Below are 22,478 nucleotides of genomic sequence, written 5' to 3' on the forward strand. Positions count from 1 at the left end.
GGATGATACGCTGCCTGGAAGGGCCAGGTGCGGGAGGGAGGCCGGAGGGGTCCCCCAGGGAACGGCGAAGTTACGAAATGCCCTTCAGACCCCGGGGAAGTTGCCTGTGGATTTCTTCTTATATTTGTTGCTCGTATAGAGGATGGGCGGGTTGCCCATTTTTTGTTGGTACCTATGCTGCATACCGAATCCGTGGAGACGTCGGGGCTTCCCGACCATGTTCGAGTCATCATCGACGAGCTTTGCCGTACGGCAGGGGTGACGCTGGTAGATGCGCGAATCCGCGGACAGGCCCGCCAGCTCAAGCTGGAACTCGATATCGACGGGCCGAACGGTGTGACGCACGATGAATGCCGTGCGATCAGTACGGGGATGGATGAACGTCTGGAACAGGATGAATGGTACGGCCGCCTCAGGGCGGTCGACGTGTCTTCGCCGGGCGCCGACACTCCGGTGAAGTTCCTCTGGCAGCTCGCCAAGCATGCGGGCCGGAAGGTCCGGGTGGCGAAGACCGACGGTACGGTGCTGGAGGGCCCGCTGACGACCGTGGGAGAGAGCGATCTCACACTTTCCCAGACTACCGGCAAGGGTAAAGAACGGCGAACGGAAGACGTCACGGTTCCTGCTTCGGACATCGCCGAAGCGCGTATCGTGCTCAACTTGAAGTAACGAACCAGAAACAAGCGACCGGCTACGAACAATGGCACGTCGAAAAGTCAAGCAGAAAATCGACAACAAGAAGCTCATCATCGAGGCCTTCAACGAGATGGCCCGCGAGAAGAGCATCGATCGTGACCTGTTGCAAGGTATCGTCGAGGAGACGTTGTCCCTCATGGTGAAGAAGAAGTACGGCTTGAACGCCAACTTCGACATCATCGTGAACATGGAAAAGGGCGACATCGAAATCTACCTCATGAAGACGGTCGTCGAGGAGATCGAAGATCCCGAAACCGAGATCACGGTACAGCAAGTCCTGGAACTCTCCGGTGAAGTCATCGAAGTGGGCGACGAGTACCTCGAGGAAATCACGCTGGAGAACATCGCCGATTCGTTCGGACGCCGCTTGATCGCCCAGGCGATCCAGACGCTGAACCAGCGTATCCGCGATGTGGAGAAGGACAACATCTACGACGAGTACGCCAAGCGCGTGGGCGAAGTGATCATCGGCGAGATCTATCAGGTGCGTCCCAACAACATCCTGGTGATGCACAACAAGATCGAGATGCGCCTGCCCCGCGAAGAGCAGATTCCGAACGAGCGTCTCAAGAAGAACCAGCAGGTCAAGGCCATCCTCAAGGAAGTGCGCCGCTCCGGCGGTGCCACGGGTCTTCCCGACGTGATTCTCTCCCGTTCCGACGATTCCTTCCTGGCACGTCTGTTCGAGCAGGAAATTCCGGAGATCTACGACGGCATCATCGAGATCCGTGCCATCGCGCGTGAACCCGGTGAGCGCGCCAAGGTCGGCGTGACGTCGTTCGACGAACGCGTGGACCCCGTAGGCGCATGCGTGGGCATGAAGGGTATCCGTATCCATGCCATCGTGCGCGAGCTGAACAACGAAAACATCGATATCATCGAATACACGGACGATCCGCGGCTGTTCATCGCCCGCGCGCTTTCGCCCGCCAAGGTGCGCGACATCCAGTTGTCCACCGAAACACGGCAGGCGACGGTCATCGTGCCCGACGACCAGGTGTCCCTGGCTATCGGCAAGAACGGACAGAACGTCCGCCTCGCCTCGAAGCTCACTGGCTATTCCCTGGCTCTCGTCAAGGAAGGCGCCGAGGATATCGAACTCATCGAGTTCCGCGACGAGCTCGGCCGTGAACTGTACGATGGTCTCATCAACAACGGTATCGATACGGCCCGTGAATTCCTCGAGGCCGACCCGGCGATGCTGTTGACCTTCATGACGAAGGACAAGATCGTCGAGATCCGCAGCATCATTCTCGAAGAATTCGAAGAGCGCGAGGACCAACGCTATCTGCGCGCCCTCGACGAAGTGGCTGCCGATGGTACGTCGACCGACGAAGGCGACGTGCACGACGATCTCGCCGAAGCGTATGCCGAGGATACGCCGCAGGTATATGCCGAAGACGAAGAAGGATCCGAGGAAGGTACCGCCGATGAGGAAGTCGTCGGCGATGCCGGGGAATCGGAAGAGTGATCAAGTGTATTGAATGCACGAAGTGCAGAGCGAATAGGCTACTAAAGGACGTATGGCTTCTTCATCAGGAACGAAACTTTTCAAGGTCGCGAGTTCGATCAACATCGGCCGTGATGCGATCGTAGACTACCTTGTCTCGAAGGGCTTCTCCATCGAGAACAAGGCTACGGCCGTATTGACGGACGAGATGGTCGATCTCGTCGAGGAAAAGTTTTCCAAGGAAATCAAGCACGCCGAAAAGCAACGCGAGAAGGTCGAGCGGCAACGTCAGGTTCGCAAGAACATGATGGACCAGGGAAGTGCCGTTTCCATCGAACCTCAGGGCGAACTGGTGCCGCAAGGTGAACCGTATGCCGCTCCCGCCGAAGTCGTGGCCCCCGAGGCCGCCGCTCCGGTAGAACCGCCCGCTCCCGCCGTCGAACACGCACCCGTTGCCGAAGCCGCTCCCGCTGCTCCGGTCGCACCTCCCGTCGATGTCAAGGCCGACGTCGAACAGGGTGGCGCAGTCGTGGCGGAAGAGAAGGCCGGCGAATCCGACGCAGCATCCGAGAACGTACCGTCCGGTCCGGCCGTCGGTACTGTGATCGATCTCGGCGGATATCGCAAGGGACCGCAGCCCAAGCCTGTCAGGGAACAGCCGTCGGCCCCCGCACCGGCGGAACGCGCGGTGGAGCAGCCCGCTGCCCCCGTCGTGGAAGCCGCTACGGAATCCGTCGCCAAGGTCGAGCCCGTCGTCGAGACGCCGGCTCCCGTGGCACAAGCGCCGGTAACGGCGCCGGAGCCTCCTGCACCGGCCAAGCCTGCGGATGCTCCTGCCGCTCCCGCAGCAGCAGCTCCATCGGGTCAGGCGCCGGAAGCCGCGGCAGCGGCCGAGGGCGACGATGCTCGCCAGAAGAAGAAACGCAAGCGCGTCATCGAAGTCGAGTACCAGCCGGGTCAGGGCGTACAGCTCAAGGGCCTGACGGTGCTCGGAAAGATCGATCTCGCACCCAAGCCCGAACCCCGCCCGAAGCGTGGTGAACGCGACAAGAACCAGGGTGAGCGCGAACGGGGCGGTGGTAACAGCGGCAAGGCCACGATCGGCGATGCTATCGGCAAGGCCGGACGTTCCGCCGTAGGCGCATCGAACAATACCGGATCGACCGGACCGCGCTTCGGTCCGCCCAAGAAGCCGGGTGGCGGCGTACCGAAGAAGGACGACAAGAAGAAACGCAAGACAGGCGCCAAGTCGACCCGTGAACAGTTCTCCGACAGCGATGTCGAGAGGGCGATCCGGCAGACGCTGGCCGGTATCGAAGTCGCGGCAGGCTCCACGTCGAGCCGCCGTAACGCCCGGCAGCGCCGTCGTATGGAACGCGAGGAGAAGGAGGCCATCCGCCAGGAGGAACTCGCACGCGAGTCGACGATCCTCCGGTTGTCCGAATTCGTGACGACCGCGGATCTGGCCAACCTCATGCGCGTGTCCGCATCGGACATCATCCTGAAGTGCATGAGCCTCGGCCTCATGGTGTCCATCAACCAGCGGCTCGACAAGGATACGATCACCCTCATCGCAGACGACTACGGATTCCAGGTCGAATTCCTGGACGACAAGTCGATGCAGGAAGTCGAGGAGGATGAAGACGATCCCGAAACCCTGCGTCCGCGTCCCCCGATCGTCACGATCATGGGACACGTCGACCACGGTAAGACGTCGCTGCTCGACTACATCCGCAATGCCAACGTCGTTGCAGGCGAAGCAGGCGGCATCACGCAGCACATCGGTGCCTATCGGGTGGAATTGCCGAATCAGCGCAGTATCACCTTCCTCGACACGCCGGGTCACGAGGCCTTCACGGCCATGCGTGCCCGCGGTGCCCAGGTCACGGACATCGTCGTCCTCGTGGTCGCAGCCGATGACTCGGTGATGCCTCAGACGATCGAAGCAATCTCGCACGCCCAGGCCGCGAACGTGCCGATCGTCGTCGCCATCAACAAGATCGACCGTCCGGACGCCAACCCTGACCGTATCAAACAGCAGCTCGCCGATCACGGTGTGCTCGTCGAGGAATGGGGCGGCAAGTATCAGGCGGTCCAGCTTTCGGCGAAGAGCGGTCTCAACGTCGATCAGCTCCTGGAAAAGATCCTTCTCGAAGCCGACATCCTCGAACTCAAGGCCAATCCGGACCGTGCGGCCCGTGGTACGGTCATCGAGGCGCACGTCGACAAGGGACGCGGTAACGTCGTGACGGTCATCGTCCAGAAGGGTACGCTGAACGTGGGCGACATCTTCGTCTGCGGTCAGTTCGCCGGTCGCGTCCGCGCACTTACCGACGAGCGTGGCAACAAGGTCGAGTCCGCAGGCCCGGCCTTCCCGGTCCAGGTCACGGGCTTCGATGGTCTGCCCTTCGCCGGGGATATCCTGGTGGAGATGGAAACGGACGCCGAAGCACGCGAAGTGGCAACGCGCCGCCAGCAGCTCCGCCGCGAACAGCAGCTCAAGGGCATGCGTCACATGACGCTCGACGATATCTCGGCACAGATCTCCGCCGGTGGCGTGAAGGAACTGCGCCTCATCGTCCGCGCCGATGTGAGCGGTTCGGTGGAAGCCCTCAGCGACTCGCTGCAGAAGCTCTCCACGAACGAAGTCAAGGTGCGTATCCTCTTCAAGTCGGTCGGTGCCATCACGGAAAGCGACATCATGCTCGCATCGGCTTCCGATGCCGTCATCGTCGGCTTCCAGGTGAACGTACCGCCCGCAGCGCGCAAGCTCGCGGAAGCGGAGTCCGTGGATGTTCGTCTCTATTCGATCATCTACGACTGTATCAACGAAGTCCAGCTCGCCCTCGAGGGTATGCTCACGCCGGACATCAAGGAAGAGACGACGGGTACCGTCGAGGTACGCGCCACGTTCAAGATCAGCAAGCTCGGAACCATCGCCGGATGTTACGTCACGTCGGGCAAGATCACACGGAACGACAGGATTCGCGTCCTGCGCGACGGATTCGAGATCTTCAAGGGTACGCTCGCATCGCTCAAACGTGTCAAGGACGACGTCCGTGAAGTCGATACCGGTTACGAATGCGGTATCGGTGTCAACGGCTTCAACGACATCGAGGAAGGTGACGTGATCGAAGCGTACAAGACGGTAGAAATTAAACGAAAACTGGCCTGACGCCTCGGGCGTCGGGAGGAAACACGTGTCCATTCGCACCGAACGGATTGCCGGCGAGATCATGAAAGCTCTCGCCGCGCCGCTCAAACGTATCGCCGAGGAACTGTCGGCAGGCTTCATCACCGTGACGGAAGTTCGGGTGTCACCCGATCTCCAGACCGCACGCATCTACATCAGCGTGTTCGGCGGGAGAGTCACTCCGACGGACGTCCTCGCCCATATCGAGGAAGAGGAAGCCGGCCGTCTCCGCGCGCAGGTTGCCCGCTCGATCCAGTTGAGGTATGCTCCGCAGCTGCGGTTCTACGTCGACGACAGCCTCGACCGTGCGCAACGGATCAACGCCCTGCTCGATAGCGTCCGCCCTGCGGACGAAGCCGAGCAAGGAGAAGGCGGGGCGACAGGGGAGGACGATGCCTGAGCATGCCATGCTTCAGCGCTCCACTCTCGATGCACTGTCCTCATGGCTGGAATCGGCCCGTTCGACGGGAGCGGTAGCGCTCGTCGACAAGGAAGAGGAGTGGACGTCCTTCGACTGCGTGGCCAAGTTGCGCGGGATGACGAAGGTGAAGAAGGTCGGTCACGCCGGTACGCTCGATCCACTTGCGACGGGTCTCCTCATTCTCTGCTTCGGTCGCGCGACCAAGGACATCGTTCTTTTCCAGGATGCCGACAAGGCATACGATGTGACGATCAAGCTCGGTGCCACGACGGCGACCGACGATCGCGGTGCTGCCGAGGTCGACGCGGCGTCCCTTCCTCTCGATGCGGATACTGTACGTACGGCACTGCAGGCCTTCGTGGGCGATATCGAACAGACACCTCCCGACTATGCTGCCGTGCGTCACGGCGGGCGACGTCAGTACGATCTGGCGCGTGAAGGACGGGAATTCGTTCCGAAGGTGCGGCAGGTGACGGTACACGGCATCGGCGATATCGTCGTGGAATGGCCCTACGTCCATGCTCACGTTCGCTGCTCGAAAGGAACCTACATCCGTTCCATCGCACGCGATCTTGGCACGGCACTTGGTTGCGGCGGATACGTATGGTCGTTGCGCCGGACCCATATCGGAGCCTTCGACGTACGGGAAGCACTGACGATCGGTGAAATTCAGGAAGCATTGCGGACGCTGACTACGGCATGATCATTACACGATTCGACGAGGCCATCCCGTTCGACGCCGCCACGGCTCTCACCGTCGGCACGTTCGACGGCGTTCATTGCGGGCATCGCGGCATCATCGACAGGATGAAGGCCACGGCATCGGCCGAACATGAACGTACGGTGGTGGTGACGTTCGATCCGCATCCGCAGATCGTTCTTGCAAAACCCGATCGCGAACCGGTCCGGCTGCTGACGTCCATCGACGAACGCTGTGCCCTGCTCGCGGACCTCGGCGTGGACATGACGGTCGTGATTCCATTCACGCGCGAGTTCGCTTCCACACCTCCCGATGTCTTCATTCGCGATCACATCGCAGGACGTATCGGCGTACGGCATTTCTTCATAGGTCACGATCACATGTTCGGCAAGGATCGTGGTGGCAATGAAGAGCTGCTGCAACGTCTGGGCGACGAACTCGGCTTCGTCCTCGAACGCGTGGAACCGCTCTATTGCAATGGACAGGTAGTGAGCAGCACCAAGGTCCGCCAGGCACTGCAGGCCGGTGACGTGACGTCCGCGGCCGAAATGCTCGGGCGCCCGTATACGGTGACCGGTACGGTCGTGCGTGGTGACGGACGTGGTGCCAAGCTCGGGATTCCGACGGCGAACATCGAAACGCCGGATCCGTACAAGCTGCTGCCCGGAAACGGTGTCTATCTCGTGAGCAGCGAGATCGATGGCCGTACCGTATACGGCATGGCGAACATCGGGCGGCGCCCGACGTTCACCGACGGTTCGCGGACCACGCTCGAAGTCCATTACCTCGATCTCGACACGATGTTGTACGACCGCACGCTGACGGTGGCCTTCCGCCACTTCATCCGCGCGGAACAGAAATTTCCGAGCCTCGACATGTTCCTCTCGCAGATTCGGGAGGACAGGTCGACGGCGTACGAACTTCTATCCAATGGTTGAAAACCTAACCCGTAATCCATAATCCAAACCACAGGAGTACCTATGATCTCCAAGGAACGTATCGCAGAGATCGTGCAGCAGCACGGTGGCAGTGCGAGCAACACCGGCAAGCCGGAAGTCCAGATCGCTCTCCTCACCGAGAAGATCAACACGCTGTCGTCGCACTTCGACATGCACAAGAAGGATCACCACGGCCGCCGTGGCCTGATCATGATGGTCAGCAAGCGCAAGAATCTGCTGGCCTATCTCGCCAAGACGGATATCCAGCGGTATCGCGACGTCGTCGCAGCCCTGAATCTGCGGAAGTAATCCAAGCGTAACGACGGCGCCGCGTGCGCCGTCGTTCGTTTCGGGACGTTCGGATCGTATCCACGCATCATGCCGAGTGTTGTGTCACTCTGAGCGAGACGTCGCACGACGCCGTCTGCCTCAGGGTGACAATGCCGTACACGACACTTCGTACCGGACGTCCTTGGTGCATGATGCAGGCATCATTCAATTTTATCCCAAGGAACATGCGATGCATGTCGTAAAGAAAGTTATCAATGGCAAGGAGCTCTCCCTGGAAACGGGACGCTTCGCCAAACTCGCCGACGCAGCCGTGATGGTGCGTTACGCCGACACGATGGTTCTCGTGACGGCATGTTCGGCACCCGAACCCAAGCCCGATATCGACTTCCTGCCCCTTACCTGCGAATACCGCGAGAAGCAGGCCTCGGCAGGCAAGATCCCCGGCGGCTTCTTCCGTCGTGAAGGCAAGCCGACGGACAAGGAAGTCCTTTCCTGCCGTCTGATCGACCGTCCGCTGCGCCCGCTCTTCCCCAAGGACTGGCGCTGCGACACGCAGGTGATCGCCACGGTCTACTCCTACGATCTGGAGAACGACTCCGACGTGCTGGCCATATTCGGTGCTTCGGCCGCACTCACCTTGTCTGACATTCCCTTCAATGGTCCGATCGCAGGCGTGCGCGTAGGCCGTGTGAATGGTGAGTTCGTCATCAATCCTACGCACACCGAACTCAAGGAATCGGACATGGAAATCGTCGTGGCGGGATCCGCTACGTCGATCGTCATGGTCGAAGGTTCGTCGAAGGAAATCTCGGAAGACGACTTCGTTGCCGGCATGGAGTTCGCCCATACGTGGATCAAGGAACTCATCGCCATGCAGCTCGAACTTGCGGCCATGGTCGGTGCCTCTACGAAGCGCGAAGCCGTCAAGGCCGAACTCCCGGAAGACTTCACGAGTGCGGTCAAGAATGCCGTTACGGACAAGATCCGCAACGCCATCCGCGTCGATTCATCGAAGGAAGAACGCGGTGCGCTCCGTAAGGAAGTACGTCAGCTCGCTCTCGACGCCGTCGCTCCGATCGTAGCCGATAACGAAGCCTATGCGACGATGAAGGTCGAAAAGGTGGTCGATGGCCTGCTGAAGAAGGTCGAAGCGCAAGAGATGCGCGAGATGATCCTTTCGGAAGGCCGCCGCCTCGATGGCCGCAGCACGACGCAGATCCGTCCCATCACCTGCGAAGTCGGCGTCCTGCCGCGTCCGCACGGTTCGGCCCTGTTCACGCGTGGCGAAACGCAGTCGCTCACGACGATCACGCTCGGCACGAAGACGGATCAGCAGCTCGTCGACGGCCTGATGCCGACGTACGAGCGCCGCTACATGCTGCACTACAACTTCCCGCCCTTCTCCACCGGCGAAACGGGCCGCTTCGGCTTCACGAGCCGTCGTGAAGTAGGACACGGTGATCTTGCGGAACGCGCACTCGAAGGTTTCCTTCCCAGCGAGGAAGATTTCCCGTATACCATCCGTGTCGTCTCCGACATCCTCGAGTCCAACGGCTCGTCGTCGATGGCTACGGTCTGCGCCGGCTCCCTGGCTCTCATGCATGCCGGTGTTCCCGTGAAGAAGGCATGCGCCGGTATCGCCATGGGCCTCATCTACGAAGGTGAGCGCGTTGCCGTGTTGAGCGACATCCTCGGTGACGAGGACTTCCTCGGCGACATGGACTTCAAGGTCACGGGCTCGAAGGAAGGCATCACCGCATGCCAGATGGACATCAAGATCGAAGGTCTGTCCACCGAGCTCATGCGCAAGGCCCTGTACCAGGCACGTGAAGGGCGTCTGCACATTCTCGACGTGATGAGCAAGACGATGACGGAAGCGAATGCAGATATCTCGCCGTTCGCTCCGAAGCTTACGACCATCATGGTTCCCGTCGAGATGATCGGTCTCGTCATCGGCCCTGGCGGCGAAACCATCCGTGGTATCGTCAAGGAATCCGGTGCGGAAGTGAACATCGAAGACGATGGTACCGTGACGATCGCAGCCGTCAACACGGAGAGCGCCGAGATCGCCATCGCTCGCATCAAGGCGCTGACGCGTCCGGTTGCCCTTGGCGAAGTGTATACGGGTACCGTCAAGGAAATACGTGAAGGCCTCGGCGCCTTCGTCGAAATCCTTCCCAAGAAGCAAGGCCTTCTCCATATCTCGCAACTCGACTACCGTCGCGTCGCCACCGTCGGCGAAATCCTCAAGGTCGGCGACGTCCTCGACGTCAAGATCATCGAAGTCCAGCCCGACGGCAAGATCCGTCTGAGCCGCAAGGCCCTCATGACGCCGCCCGAAGGATACGATCCCGAACAGGAAGAACGCCGCGCTCCACGTTCCGGCGGCTATGGCGATCGTGACCGTGGCCCGCGCCGCGACGACCGTGGAGGTCGTGGTGGTGGCTATGGCGATCGTGATCGTGGCCCGCGCCGCGATGACCGTGGTCCCCGCGATGACCGTGGCCCGCGCGACGATCGTGGTCCCCGCGATGACCGTGGCCCGCGCGACGACCGTGGTTACCGTGAAGATCGTGGTCCCCGCGACTGACGGAACAGGACATGATAATGAACGGCAAGGGGCTCCAAGGAGCCCCTTTTTCGTATTATTCGCGGCGTAATGCCGAGCCACTGAAGTACGTGAACGTAATGCGATACACCTCTCTTCCTCTCGTTCTTCTCTTCATGACTACGATTACCAGGGCACAGTTGCACCCGTTACCGGCATCTCCCCGCGAGGCACGGGTAGATACCATTCATGGTATCCCCATCGCCGATCCATATCGCTGGCTCGAGGACGATCACGATCCGAAGGTCATGCAGTGGGTCGCCATGCAGCGGGAGCGCACGGAAACCTATCTCGCCACCATACCGTTCCGCGATGCGTTGCGTGCACGGCTGGCGCAGTTGTACGATTACACGAAGTTCTCGATGCCCAACCGGCACAAGGACCTGACCTTCTTCCGCAAGCAGACGGGCACGCAGAACCACTCCGTCCTCTATATGCAGAAGAAGGGCGGCGACCCCGTCGTGCTACTCGATCCGAACACGTGGTCGAAGGACGGTACGATCGGCCTCGACTCCTACGATGCGAGCGAGGACAACAGGTATCTTTCTTACATGCGTACGGAAGCGGGGTCGGACTGGCGTGAGATCCACGTCATGGACCTCCGTACGAAGAGATATCTGGGCGATGTGATCAAGTGGGTCAAGGCCAGTGGCGTCTCGTGGTGGAAGGATGGCTTCTACTACAGTCGTTACGACGCTCCCGTCGCCGGCACGTCGGAACTGTCCGGCGTCAACCGCGGCCAGAAGATCTACTATCATACCGTCGGTACGAAGCAGGAAGATGACAAGCTGGTTTACGAAGACCCGAACGAGCCCCTGCAGTTCAACGGTTGCTGGGTTCCGGAAGAGAGCAATCTGCTATTGCGTTGGGCCAGCAAGGGCAGCGAACGCGGATCCCGCATCTTCGTGCGCCATGTGGACAGGCCGCAGGAAGCCTGGCACACGCTCTTTTCCTCGACCGACGACCAGCTGGACATCGTGGGCGTGCATCGCGACGTGGTCTACGGTGCCACGACGCAAGGGGCGCCTCGCGGACGTATCGTGCGGTTCACCGGACCGCTCGACGCACTGAAGATGGAAACCGTCGTCGAACAGGGAGAGCATCCCATCGTCGGCATAGGAATGGCCGGTGGCAAGCTCTTCGTCATTCGCATGATCGACGTCCATCATGAAGTGACGATCTACGACCTGAACGGCAAGCGGACCGGCACCGTGACGTTGCCCGGGCTGGGCACGGTAGGTGGTTTCGGCGGCAGGCATGACGATACGACCATCTATTATTCGTATACGTCCTACACCTATCCAACGACGACGTTCGAGTACGATCTGCGTACGGGAACGTCGAAGGTGTGGAAGAAGGCCGAGGCACAATTCGATCCCGGACAGTTCACGGCGCGACAGGTCTTCGTCACGAGCAAGGACGGCACGCGTGTGCCCATGTTCCTGCTGCACCGCAAGGACTTCGTCGCCGACGGTACGGCTCCGACGGTCCTGTACGGATACGGCGGCTTCAACATCTCCCAGACGCCCGCCTTCAATCCGTTGCTCGTCGCATGGCTGGAGCAGGGTGGCGTCTATGCCATCGCCAATCTGCGCGGTGGTGGCGAATACGGTGAGCCCTGGCACGATGCCGGTACGAAGCTGAAGAAACAGAACGTCTTCGACGATGCGATCGCCTGTGCGCAATGGCTGATCGATCAGCGTATCACCACCACGCCGCGGCTCGCCATCAACGGCAGGTCGAATGGGGGACTGCTCGTCGGTGCGCTGATGACGCAACGGCCCGATCTGTTCGGTGTGGCTGTGCCCGAAGTCGGTGTGCTCGACATGCTCCGATACCACCTCTTCACGATCGGCTGGAACTGGGCGTCGGACTACGGTACGGTCGCCGACGAGAAGGAGTTCAAGGCCCTGCTGGCATATTCGCCGCTGCACAATCTCCGCCCGAACGTCGACTATCCCGCCACGATGGTGATGACGGCCGATCACGACGACCGTGTGGTGCCGGCACATTCGTTCAAGTTCGCTGCCATGCTGCAACATGTCTATGCCGGGCAACGCCCGATGCTCATGCGCGTGGAAACGAAATCTGGTCATGGTGCCGTCAACGTCAGTACCATGCTCGATGGCATGGCCGACAAATTCGCCTTCATGTGGCAGCAGATGGGATTCGTACCTCGATACCAGAACAGATAGACCGTACGTGCAACGTATCATCTCCATCGACGTCCTGCGTGGTCTGGTCATGGTCATCATGGCCCTGGATCACGCGCGGGATTACTTCCATCATGGAGCGATACTCGGACAGGATCCCATGGACCTGTCCACCACGACGCCCTGGCTCTATCTCACGCGCTGGATCACACATTTCTGCGCGCCGGTCTTCGTATTCCTGTCGGGCACGAGCGCCTATCTCATGGCACGACGTACGGATCCCGTGAAGGCATCGATCTTCCTCCTGACGCGCGGATTATGGCTGGTCGTTCTGGAACTGACCGTCATCTATTTCGGATGGACGTTCAGTCCGTACTGGCCGTCGGTGATGCTTACCGTGATATGGGCCATCGGTATCGGCTTCATCGTCCTCGGTCTCCTGATACGGCTTCCCACGCGATTCGTGGGCTTCCTGGGACTGCTGATCGTCTTCGTCCACAATGCCTTCGACGGTATCGTCATCGACGATCCGGCGTGGTTCTCCGTCCTGTGGTCCATTCTCCACGTCAACGGGAGCTTCGAGCCGATAGCAGGGCACGTCGTCCTCGTTGGCTATCCCGTCCTGCCCTGGATCGGAATCATGCTGACAGGATATGCATGCGGAGGGTTGTGGAGCAAGGGCGTGACGGCACAGGACAGGCAAGGTACGCTGGCACGCATGGGCATCACGGCCATCGGATTGTTCCTGCTGCTGCGCCTCATCAATCTGTACGGCGACTCGCATCACTGGACGATGCATATCGATCCCGTCACGACGATGATGTCCTTCCTCGATACGACGAAGTACCCACCGTCACTGCTGTTCACGTGCATGACGCTCGGTCCGTCGCTGCTGCTGCTGTCATGGCTGGAATCGCATGACGTGCGCCGGAACTTCCTCGTCGTCTTCGGCCGCGTGCCACTCTTCTACTACATCCTTCACATCTACGTCCTGCATGCCGCAGCGTGGATTGCCGCACTGGCCATGGGCTATGGCTGGACGCAGTTCGACGTGGCGACGGGCTTCGGAGGAATTCCTTCCGGCTTCGGCTTCTCACTTCCGTGGGTCTACGTCATCTGGATATGCGTCGTGGCAGCCCTCTATCCACTCTGCCGATGGTACGACGGATACAGGATGGCGAACAGGCACAGGGCGTGGCTCCGATATCTCTAGATATCACCAGTCCTTCGTCGCCGTGACCACATGTCCGAAGGTATTCGTGATGGCGATGCGGAGGTGCGTCGTCGACGTCAGTGCCGACGGCACGGTATCGAGTGGAACGATGAAGCGTGATTCCATCCCCGACGGTGTGCGTACCAGCACGGCTGTGCTTGCATCGGCATTCAGGATCGTACGTTCACCCGCATCCGTCGTCAGATCGATACGCAATGCGCACAACGATGGAATATGATCCGTGAAGGAGACGACGAGGAAGGGGCGGTCTCCGATCCTGCATACTTCCGATCCCTTGTATTCCGCTTTCTCGTCGAGCGCGACGCGCTGGATCTCGAAGCTCTGACGCAGGTGTTCGACGTGGACGCTGCCCACGTTGACCGTTCTCGTGGCACGGCGGCGTACGGGATCGACCGTGAAATACTCGATGTTCATGATGTCCTGGCTTCTGGCGCTCACCACGCCGTCACCCGTCTCGAACAGTGCGGGCAGTCCACTGCCCACGGCGCCGATGGCCCGTCGCAGGATGTCCTGTATCCATCCCTCGCTCAGCTTCCGTGCCTCCGCGAACATGTCGAGTTCACCGATCACGCTCACGTATTCGATGTCCATCGGATGGGCCAGCTTGCCGAGACGACGGAGATAGACGCCACCGTCTTCCGGACGTCGCAGGTCGCGCACGGCCGGTGCATCGTAGGGTACGTCGCCCTCCGTGCCCTGGAGCGTCGCGAGTGCGGCCCTGCATATCGGCGAAAGGACGACGTTGGAACTGTCCGCACAGGTCTTCATCATCGACTTCCACGTCCATACGCGTGCGAAGGGTGATCCCAGATGCGGCGTGCCTACGGTGATGAGGCGTTTGACGTGATGATCGGAATAGCGCTTCGTGAGGTAGGAGCGTGCGGCCAGGCCGCCCATACTGTAGCCGATGAGGATGACGCGGTCGGCGCCCGTATGTGCCAGCACGTGGTCGATGCACGTCTCCAGCTCACGTCCCCATGCCCCGACGGAATCGTGCGGGTTGCGGAAGGAGACGACGTAGAAGTCGCCGTCGCCGCCGCCGGGAATGGACGATTCCACCGCGCCGTTCACGACGCGCAGGACGCCGCCGAAGGACAGGCCGAGGTCCTTCGAGAAATATCGTGTGGCCGCTCCGTCCCATACGTCGGCCTTCTGCCCAAGTCCGTGCAACAACAGGATCGGATACGGTACCTTCATCGTCGTGACGGCGGCAGGTGGCGTATAGGGTCGCAGGGACGATATACGCATCGGCAACGACGCACAGGCGCCGAGCATCATGCCGCAGAGGACGATGCAGAGGAAGACAGGTCGGAACATCAGCCGTTCGATGAGAGGGATTGTTGCTGGAGTGTGAGCTTCACGCGCTCGACACGTCGGGGGGCGCTTTCGAGAATCGTACAGATATACGGTTCGAGGACTACCGTATCGCCCGGTACGGGAATCCTGCCGGCCCTGGCGTTGATCAGGCCGCCGATCGTTTCGTAGTCCTCGCTTTCGGGCAAGGGGAACGGCAGCACTTCGTTCGCTTCGGCGATGTGTACCGACGCGAGAAGTTCGAAGTCATTGGCCGTCGTCGACGAGAGGACGGGTGTTTCGTCGTCGTATTCGTCCTGGATGTTACCCACGAGCTCTTCGATGACGTCTTCCAGCGTGATCAGTCCAGCCGTGCCGCCGAATTCGTCGAGGACGATGGCCATGTGGACCTTGTGTATCTGCATGTCGCGCAGCAGCTTCTTGAGCTTCACGTCCTCCGACACGAAGTATGCCGGATGGAGGATGTCGTGGATGATGATGAGGTCCTTGTGATGCATCAGCGTCAGAAGGTCCTTCGCATAGACGATGCCCGTGATCTCGTCCACGCTGCCCTTGTAGACGGGCAGACGCGAATAGCCCTCTTCCATCACGTGGTCGAGCAGCTGATCGATCCGCATGGACATCTCGAGTCCGATGATGCGCGACCGGGGGACCATGACCTGTCCGGCCGTCGTTTCCGTGAACTGGAAGACATTCTCGATCAGTTCCTGTTCGCTGAATTCCAGGGCGCCCTGCTTGGAGCTCTCCTGTATCAGGTAGCGCAGTTCCTCGGGGGAATGCACTTCATGTTCGCCAACGGGTTCGATGCCGATCATGCGCAGGAGCAGGTTGGCCGATTCGTTCAGCGACCAGATCACCGGCTTGAAGACGATGTAGAAGATGCGCATCGGCAGAGCCACGGCCATCGTGACCTGTTCCGCGCGCCGGATGGCGAGGGATTTCGGCGCCATCTCGCCGAGGACGATGTGCAGTACCGTGATCGTGACGAACGCTATCGAAGCCGACACCGTGTGAAGTAGCGCCGGTGAGGGATGCCAGCCCAGCAGGCCGGCGATGTCGCTGATGATGCTGGACACCACGCTTTCGCCGATCCATCCCAGGCCGAGCGATGCCAGCGTGATGCCGAGCTGCGAGGCGGACAGATACGTGTCCATGTGCGACAGCAGATGTCGCGCCATGGTGGCCAGCAGGTTACCTTCGCGGGCCTTGAGTTCGATCTGCGAGGCACGGACCTTCACGATGGCGAACTCGGCCGCCACGAAGAATCCGTTGAGGAGGACGAAGAACAGGGTTAACGCAATATTTCCGAGCATGACGCAATATAGGATGTCGGGAAGGACTCACTTCATGACGTCGTAGGTACGGCCGCTGACGCGCTTGTCCAGGTGATGTGAAAAGTAGAGGGAGAGGAAACTCTCGAGCTCCAGGCGATCGGCCGGAGACACCGTGGTAGAAATGGCCGATGCATCTCCGAGGCATGAGTGCAGGATGCCGTAGGCCGCGTTCGACATGCGGATCACGCCTCCCGTTCCTGCCAGCGTTTCCGGGCGGAGCATACCGTTGCCCATATCCACGGCCACGGCCGGATTCGGTGGCGGCGGACCGCAGTCCGGCACTCCGAAGCCCATCACGTCGGCCAGCCTCAGGCGGATCGCCAAGCCGGTGGCATAGGGATCGTGGGTGTCTTCCACGGCATTCAGACCATCGCACAGAAGGTCGAAGACGGCATCGTTCCGTTCTTCGTCGGCCTGGGTGCGCAGGAGCAGTTCGCAGACGGCCAGGGCCGTCTGGAGATGGTCGTAGGAATCGCGTATCCGGCGGCGCGGTGTGATCGATTCGGCTGCCGAAACGGTGTGGAGGTCGCGTCCACGTTTGAAGTACAGCGTCACACGCGCATGCCCCAGCGGCTCGAGGGCGCTGCCGAACGGACTCGACGGTTTGCGGACGCCCTTGGCCACGACGGAGATCTTGCCGTGATCCCTGGTGTAGAGCACCACGATACGGCTCGTATCCCCGAATTTCCGGGAATGGAGAACGATGGCTTCGGTGGACAGCAGCATGGACAAAGTTATCGCTTTGCATATTTCCGGAACCTGTGTTATTTTTGTAGCCCAATTCCGAAGTAGCTCAGCTGGTTAGAGCATCTGACTGTTAATCAGAGGGTCCGGGGTTCAAGTCCCTGCTTCGGAGCAAAGAATACAACGCCGAAACCAAGCATTCATGCGGGTTTCGGCGTTCTTCGTTTCGGCCCGTGCCCCACGTTCCGCACTACCACACGCCTCGTGGACCCTCTGACGAATCAGACGAGTCAAACTCCCTGATTTCATGCCGCTTTCATCAGTATCCATGCGGGTTCACGCGATTCCGCCGCTGCTCCTCTTGGGCTTCCCGCTCGGTTCCTCGCCTGTGCAAAAACGGAGTACGGATGGAGAGCAGATTCGGAATTGGGATCCGAACATTCGAACGGGAAACAAAAAGGCCCTCTCGAAATGAGAAGGCCTCCCGTGTATAGGCTTGCTGTGCATGGATCTGCGTTGCGTAGCGCTGCATCGCTGCGCAGTGTCATGTTCCGCCTTGCTGAACAAACCGATCCATCCGAATACGTTGTTCCTGAACCGGAATGCTTCATACCAGAGAGTGCATAGCCGACCACTAGATGGTTCCCGTCGACCACGATAGTCCTACCAGGGCACGGGCCCAGTCCGCACGGGCATTCACCTGCCGCATCAGGGCCTCGGCATAGAAGCGCTCGCGCAGGTTGAGTGTGAGCAACGTGGACTCGCCGGCGTCGAAGCGGCGTCGCTCGGCGGCCAGCATCTGGTCCGCAAGGCCTACTTCGGTGGTAGCCACCATCATACGTTCGGCGGCACGTCGCACGGCGATGGCGGCGTTGGCGACGTCGGCTTCCACGCCACGCTCCACGATGGCCCGCTGGAAGTCCGCACGGCGGACGGTCACGGAGGCCACCTGGGCCTGCGCCGACGCGCTGCGGAAGAGCAAGGGCTGCGTGATGGTGAGGCCGAACTTCACGTCGGGTGTGAGGGCCGACCCTACGTCGTACTGCATCAGCGAGCCTTCCAGTTGAACGAAGGGACGCAGGTATTCATTGGCCAGGCCCGAGTCCAGCCGCGCCGTCTGTTGCAGTATGTCCGTACGACGTACTTCGGGGCGTGCCGCCTGCACGGCGGTCATGGATATCGTTGCAAGTACCGAGGTGTCGGCTGCCGCCGGCAGACGTTCCGGGCGTCCGCTCAAGGTACGGGGCGTCCCGTCCGTGGCCCAGAGGTATACTCCTGCATCCACTCCGGCCTGCTCGGCGATACGCTGTGCCCGTAGCAGTTCTCCCTGGCGGCGGGCCACTTCCTGCAGGATTTCCACGGTATCGATGGCCGACGTTTCGCCGGCACGGGCACGCCTGGCCATCATGGCGGCACGTTCACGTACCAGGCGTACCACGGTGTCCGCGACGTCCACGGCGGCGACGGCTTCGGCCCAGTCCCAATAGCGCAGGGCGGCCGCACGCAGCAGGGTGTTGCGTTCCAGACGAACCTGGGCTGCGGCGAGGTCCGGTCGGAGAGCGGCCTTGCGCAACTGGTTCCGGCGGGTGTCCGTGAAGATGCCCTGGAACAGCGGCATCGATATGCCGATACCGGCATCGCCACCGGTGCCCGTAGCCGACTCGGGATTCACGTGCGTACCGGTACCACGGTTGTAGGTGGCCTTGAGTTTCGGACCGAACAGCATGTCCAGCGGCAGTTCCACCGAACCCTGCAGCAGATCCAGCTTGTTCGTTCCGCCCTTGTCCTTATGCTGATAGTGAAGGTCCAATACGGGATCGAATCGTCCCAGAGCGTTGCGGATTTCGGCCTCGGCCAGGTCGGCCTCGAACGAGGCCGCCTGCAGTGCCGGATGCGCGCGCTCCACGGCATCCAGATAGGCGCGCAGGTACACTACCTCCTGCGCATGGATAGTAACGGTGGTAAGGATCGCGAGCACAGCCGTCGTCAGCCACTTCATTCCTTGCCGTCCTTTCCGTTCCTCTTGGGACCTTCCTGTGCGGGTACGGGGAACCTGGGCGGGAAGCCCATGAGCTGGCGCCACAGCTCGTAGCCTATGGCCACTTCCTCCAGCATCACCCAGCCGGTGGCGTCGGTACCCTGGCGCAGGTAGCGCGAAGTGGGCCACGGACGCGAAGCGGGATCAGGTGTGATGAGCACGCGGAATCGTCCTGTACCGTCATCCACGGCATCCACCACGCGCACGATGCCGTGGAACACTCCCACGTTCACGTCGCGCCAGCCGGACACCTGGAATGCGGGGAAGCCGGCGAACTGCAGGGATACGCGGCGGCCCGGATCGATGAGGGCTGCGTCCATGCCGGACACATAGAGTTCCGCGGCCTGGTCGTTCGTGGCGGGTACCACCGTCGCCAGAGGTTCCCCTTCCTTGAGGGTCTGTCCGGCGCCGGCCTTGGAGATGCGTACGATGATGCCGTCGACCGGTGACAGCACGGTGCTGGCACCCACGCGCCCCTGGGCGTTGGCCAGGCGCACTTCGGCCTCCTGCATCGTGACGTAGGCCTGGTTGATCACACGCTCTTCTTCCGCGTAGAAGGCGTTCACGTCCTGCACGGCCGCATTCACGGCCGCGGCCGTGGAGATGGAATCGGCCACTGCGCGTTGCAGGGTGAGCGTTGCCGTTTCCACGTCGCGGCGGGAGGCCAGGTCCTGCCGGAAAAGCGTATCGGCTCGGGCATACCGTGTACGGGCCGTAGCCACCTCCACCACCACGTTGTCCATGCGCGCGCGCGCCTGTGCCAGACGTTGTTCCGATTGTTTGCGACGCTGCACGGCGACCTGGATGGATTGCTCCTGCGCCGTGAACGTACGGTCGCGCAGGGTGGTAAGGCGGTCCAGCAGCGAGCGGTCGAAGAAGTTCACGTTGATATCGGAAAGTACCACGATCGTGTCGCCCTTGCGCACGTGTTGTCCTTCGCGTACGAACCAGTGTACGATACGTCCGGAGATGACGCTTTCCAGCGTCTGCGGCCGTGCATCGGGGACGAAGGACGTGACCTTGCCCGATCCACGGATGGTCTGCACCCACGGTACGAACACCAGGAACAGGGCAGCGGCTACCACCAGTACGAGGATGGTGATCACCAGCGTGCGCAGGGTGCGTGGTACGGATACCATGCGGAGCGAAAGCAGGTGGCGGTCATGCATCGGCCTTGTCCTCCGGTGGTGTGATCCGTCCGTCGTGCATGAGATAGATGGTATCGGTGCTGCGCACCACGTCCCCATCGTGGGACACGTTGACGATCGTCCACGACGGATAGGCCAGAATGGCCTCCAGCATACGGTGCTTGGTGGCGTTCTCGATCCCGTCGAACGCTTCGTCCAGCAGAAGGATTTCGGGACGGTGCACGATCATCCGTGCGAACAGGATACGCCGTTGCATGCCGAAGGAAATGGTGAGTCCGTCCGCACGCAACTCCGTGGCCAGACCGTCCGGCAGTGCCATGATGTCGTCGTGCAGGCAGGCCATACGCAGGGCCCATTGTACGTCGGTGTGGGAAATCGGACGCCCGAGTACCACGTTTTCCTCGATCGTGCCGTCCACCAGTTGGTCGATGGGCGACACCAGACCGAACCGTGCGCGAAGTGACGTGAGGTCGGCACTGCGCACCTCCACGCCGTTCACCAGGATCATTCCGCGATCCGGACGTTCCAGTCCCAGCAGCATGTGCAGCAGCGTGGTCTTGCCGCTGCCGCTGTTGCCCACCAGGCTGATGCGTCCACCCGACGGTACGAGCAGCGAGGCGCCCCGCAGCGTCGGCTGCGCCGCACCTTCGTAGGTGAACCAGACGTCGCGCATCTCGATCGAGCCACCCGTAGTGGAGGCCGGCACGAGCACACCGCCCACGTCCTCCAGGGGTTTGTTCATCACGCTGGACACCTTGTCCACCGCCGCAACCAGGTCGTAGTACAGGTCGAGTTGCCCGATCAGTTTCTCCACTGCGTTCAGCATCATCACGATCACGATCTCGGCCGCCACGAGTTGACCTAGGGACATCTGCTGGTCGATCACCAGGATGCCGCCGAGACCCAATACGCCGACCGTAGCCACGGACTTGAAGAACATCGAACCGAACATCTGGCGGGCCAGGATCACGAAGTGGCGTCGGCGGTCCTCCACATACGTGGAGGCGATCGTATCCAGCGTATCGTAGACGAAGGAGCGCGCTCCCGTGAGCTTCACCGCCAGGTGCGCCCGGGCCACTTCCTCCAGCCATGCCGCCACGGCATACTTGCGTTTGCTCACGCGCATGGCCGCGCCGATGCCGCCACGACCCAGTACGTATACGATGAACGGCAGGAAGGCTACCAGGATGGCGTCGTACAGAAGGAAGAACGGATGGTAGAAGCCCAGTACCACGAGGCCCACGGTCAGCACCAGGATGGCGTTGATTCCTTCCAGCAGGATCTTGCCTACCGACTTCTGGATGGTGATCACGTCGAAGAACCGGTTCACCAGTTCAGGTGCGTACTGTTCGCGCAGGGCCGCAAGGCGCAGGGCCGGCAGGCGCTGGATGAAGGCGAACGACGTGAATACGAAGATGCGCCGCTGGATCAGGTCGATCACCCACCGTTCCAGTACACCCACCACGCCCGAGGCGAGCAGGCCCAGGAACACCAGGGCACATAGTACCAGCAACTGTTTGTTGAATACGCCCAGAGCGACGGCGTTCACTACCGCCTGCGCCGTTATCGGTACCACCAGGGCCAGCAGACTGGACACGATGGAATAGCCTATCACCACCAGGATGTTGGAGCGCTCCTCCATCAGGATGGCCCGCAGGAAGGGCCATACGTCACGGAAGGACGCCACGGTATCCGTTCCGTTCGTACGCGTCATGGCCGATCGTATGGCCGGTGGTTGTGCCGCGCGGGTAAGGAAGGACGTCACCCTCCCGCGTACCACCAGTATGCGTTCGTCCAGCGCCTGACGAGCTTCCGGAGCACCCGCATCCACGTAGCGGAGGTGGTACTGTGCGTCCACCATGAAGCCCGCGGGTACCATGTCACCGTCTATCCTTACCAGTTCTGTTTCCACACCCGCATCGCGCAGGATCGTGGCCAGTACGTCCAGTGCCCGGTGTGGCGTGATGTCGTTCCGGGCCAGCAGCGCATGTGCGCGCACCGAGGCACGGGGCACCATCTCCGGTGGCAGCACCCGCTCCAGGGCTTCCACCAGGTCATTGTTCAGTTGAATCCGCTCCGACTCCGACATACCAATCCTGTTGCGCATAGTACAATGTCGACCCGGTCGACAGCCAAGCAATGTACAGGACACACATTAGGATGGGATAAGAGCGCGATCCGGCATGGGTGGAAGGGGGTTACGTGGTCCTTGGATCCCGTTTCGCTGTAACCACCGGGAAGATATACGCGACGGTACTGCCATACCGTGGCGATCC

General features: G+C 61.0%; 16 protein-coding genes and 1 tRNA gene. 11 read left to right on the forward strand and 6 right to left on the reverse strand.

Translation table 11 applies throughout. The features are described 5' to 3' along the window. The first annotated feature begins 174 nt into the window (after positions 1 to 174). The 10 genes from BGO89_12875 (at position 175) to BGO89_12920 (ending at position 13,663) form a co-directional block, all read left to right on the forward strand. Positions 175 to 669: a hypothetical protein gene (locus BGO89_12875; GenBank protein OJX56229.1), complete on the forward strand. Its 495-nt coding sequence runs from the start codon at positions 175 to 177 to the stop codon at positions 667 to 669. A 31-nt stretch (positions 670 to 700) separates the two neighbouring features. Continuing rightward, positions 701 to 2,167: a transcription termination factor NusA gene (locus BGO89_12880; protein OJX56230.1), complete on the forward strand. Its 1,467-nt coding sequence runs from the start codon at positions 701 to 703 to the stop codon at positions 2,165 to 2,167. A gap of 52 nt (positions 2,168 to 2,219) precedes the next feature. Next, the gene (locus BGO89_12885; GenBank protein OJX56231.1) at positions 2,220 to 5,321 is read left to right on the forward strand and encodes a translation initiation factor IF-2; all 3,102 of its coding nucleotides are present in this window, start codon (positions 2,220 to 2,222) and stop codon (positions 5,319 to 5,321) included. A 25-nt stretch (positions 5,322 to 5,346) separates the two neighbouring features. After that, a complete protein-coding gene (locus BGO89_12890; GenBank protein ID OJX56232.1) occupies positions 5,347 to 5,739 on the forward strand; it encodes a ribosome-binding factor A in 393 nt (130 codons plus the stop codon). Positions 5,740 to 5,746: 7 nt separating this feature from the next. Further along, positions 5,747 to 6,463, forward strand: coding sequence for a tRNA pseudouridine(55) synthase TruB (locus tag BGO89_12895; protein OJX56380.1), 717 nt, complete (start codon positions 5,747 to 5,749; stop codon positions 6,461 to 6,463). Next, positions 6,460 to 7,398, forward strand: coding sequence for a riboflavin biosynthesis protein RibF (locus tag BGO89_12900; GenBank protein OJX56233.1), 939 nt, complete (start codon positions 6,460 to 6,462; stop codon positions 7,396 to 7,398). Before BGO89_12895 ends, BGO89_12900 begins: the two co-directional genes overlap by 4 nt. A gap of 42 nt (positions 7,399 to 7,440) precedes the next feature. Further along, positions 7,441 to 7,707, forward strand: coding sequence for a 30S ribosomal protein S15 (locus tag BGO89_12905; GenBank protein ID OJX56234.1), 267 nt, complete (start codon positions 7,441 to 7,443; stop codon positions 7,705 to 7,707). A gap of 211 nt (positions 7,708 to 7,918) precedes the next feature. Further along, positions 7,919 to 10,279, forward strand: coding sequence for a polyribonucleotide nucleotidyltransferase (locus BGO89_12910; protein OJX56235.1), 2,361 nt, complete (start codon positions 7,919 to 7,921; stop codon positions 10,277 to 10,279). 98 nt (positions 10,280 to 10,377) lie between these two features. Next, complete coding sequence (locus BGO89_12915; protein ID OJX56236.1) at positions 10,378 to 12,492, forward strand: hypothetical protein; 2,115 nt, start codon at positions 10,378 to 10,380, stop codon at positions 12,490 to 12,492. A gap of 7 nt (positions 12,493 to 12,499) precedes the next feature. Then, a complete protein-coding gene (locus BGO89_12920) occupies positions 12,500 to 13,663 on the forward strand; it encodes a hypothetical protein (GenBank protein ID OJX56237.1) in 1,164 nt (387 codons plus the stop codon). A 3-nt stretch (positions 13,664 to 13,666) separates the two neighbouring features. Here the strand turns inward: BGO89_12920 and BGO89_12925 are convergent, their stop codons facing one another. From BGO89_12925 to BGO89_12935, 3 genes are read right to left on the reverse strand one after another with little or no spacing between them, the layout of a single operon-like run. Next, a complete protein-coding gene (locus tag BGO89_12925; GenBank protein OJX56238.1) occupies positions 13,667 to 15,001 on the reverse strand; it encodes a hypothetical protein in 1,335 nt (444 codons plus the stop codon). Next, entirely contained in the window at positions 15,001 to 16,311 is a 1,311-nt protein-coding gene (locus BGO89_12930; GenBank protein OJX56239.1) for a hemolysin, read from the reverse strand. Before BGO89_12930 ends, BGO89_12925 begins: the two co-directional genes overlap by 1 nt. 27 nt (positions 16,312 to 16,338) lie before the next feature. Beyond that, complete coding sequence (locus BGO89_12935) at positions 16,339 to 17,058, reverse strand: DNA repair protein RecO (protein OJX56240.1); 720 nt, start codon at positions 17,056 to 17,058, stop codon at positions 16,339 to 16,341. Between the two features lie 56 nt (positions 17,059 to 17,114). On the opposite strand from BGO89_12935, the gene BGO89_12940 reads away from it, so the two are divergent. After that, positions 17,115 to 17,191, forward strand: a tRNA-Asn gene (locus BGO89_12940). A 459-nt stretch (positions 17,192 to 17,650) separates the two neighbouring features. Here BGO89_12940 and BGO89_12945 read toward each other — a convergent pair. Genes BGO89_12945 through BGO89_12955 form a run of 3 tightly spaced genes read right to left on the reverse strand, consistent with a single transcriptional unit; the run spans position 17,651 to position 22,309 of the window. Further along, the gene (locus tag BGO89_12945) at positions 17,651 to 19,015 is read right to left on the reverse strand and encodes a hypothetical protein (GenBank protein OJX56241.1); all 1,365 of its coding nucleotides are present in this window, start codon (positions 19,013 to 19,015) and stop codon (positions 17,651 to 17,653) included. Further along, a complete protein-coding gene (locus BGO89_12950; GenBank protein OJX56242.1) occupies positions 19,012 to 20,223 on the reverse strand; it encodes a hypothetical protein in 1,212 nt (403 codons plus the stop codon). The genes BGO89_12945 and BGO89_12950 overlap by 4 nt, the downstream gene beginning before the upstream one ends. Next, positions 20,216 to 22,309, reverse strand: coding sequence for a hypothetical protein (locus BGO89_12955; GenBank protein OJX56243.1), 2,094 nt, complete (start codon positions 22,307 to 22,309; stop codon positions 20,216 to 20,218). The genes BGO89_12950 and BGO89_12955 overlap by 8 nt, the downstream gene beginning before the upstream one ends. Positions 22,310 to 22,478 lie beyond the last annotated feature (169 nt).

The organism is Candidatus Kapaibacterium thiocyanatum, assembly GCA_001899175.1.
Taxonomy (GTDB): domain Bacteria; phylum Bacteroidota; class Ignavibacteria; order Kapaibacteriales; family Kapaibacteriaceae; genus Kapaibacterium; species Kapaibacterium thiocyanatum.

Excerpts from the sequence above, each read along its gene's own strand:
- BGO89_12915 (OJX56236.1), top strand. The coding sequence starts at position 10,378 with ATGCGATACACCTCTCTTCCTCTCGTTCTTCTCTTCATGACTACGATT.
- BGO89_12910 (OJX56235.1), top strand. The coding sequence starts at position 7,919 with ATGCATGTCGTAAAGAAAGTTATCAATGGCAAGGAGCTCTCCCTGGAA.
- BGO89_12905 (OJX56234.1), top strand. The coding sequence starts at position 7,441 with ATGATCTCCAAGGAACGTATCGCAGAGATCGTGCAGCAGCACGGTGGC.
- BGO89_12935 (OJX56240.1), bottom strand. The coding sequence starts at position 17,058 with ATGCTGCTGTCCACCGAAGCCATCGTTCTCCATTCCCGGAAATTCGGG.
- BGO89_12895 (OJX56380.1), top strand. The coding sequence starts at position 5,747 with ATGCTTCAGCGCTCCACTCTCGATGCACTGTCCTCATGGCTGGAATCG.
- BGO89_12880 (OJX56230.1), top strand. The coding sequence starts at position 701 with ATGGCACGTCGAAAAGTCAAGCAGAAAATCGACAACAAGAAGCTCATC.
- BGO89_12885 (OJX56231.1), top strand. The coding sequence starts at position 2,220 with ATGGCTTCTTCATCAGGAACGAAACTTTTCAAGGTCGCGAGTTCGATC.
- BGO89_12875 (OJX56229.1), top strand. The coding sequence starts at position 175 with ATGCTGCATACCGAATCCGTGGAGACGTCGGGGCTTCCCGACCATGTT.
- BGO89_12955 (OJX56243.1), bottom strand. The coding sequence starts at position 22,309 with ATGCGCAACAGGATTGGTATGTCGGAGTCGGAGCGGATTCAACTGAAC.
- BGO89_12925 (OJX56238.1), bottom strand. The coding sequence starts at position 15,001 with ATGTTCCGACCTGTCTTCCTCTGCATCGTCCTCTGCGGCATGATGCTC.
- BGO89_12945 (OJX56241.1), bottom strand. The coding sequence starts at position 19,015 with ATGAAGTGGCTGACGACGGCTGTGCTCGCGATCCTTACCACCGTTACT.
- BGO89_12950 (OJX56242.1), bottom strand. The coding sequence starts at position 20,223 with ATGCATGACCGCCACCTGCTTTCGCTCCGCATGGTATCCGTACCACGC.
- BGO89_12900 (OJX56233.1), top strand. The coding sequence starts at position 6,460 with ATGATCATTACACGATTCGACGAGGCCATCCCGTTCGACGCCGCCACG.
- BGO89_12930 (OJX56239.1), bottom strand. The coding sequence starts at position 16,311 with ATGCTCGGAAATATTGCGTTAACCCTGTTCTTCGTCCTCCTCAACGGA.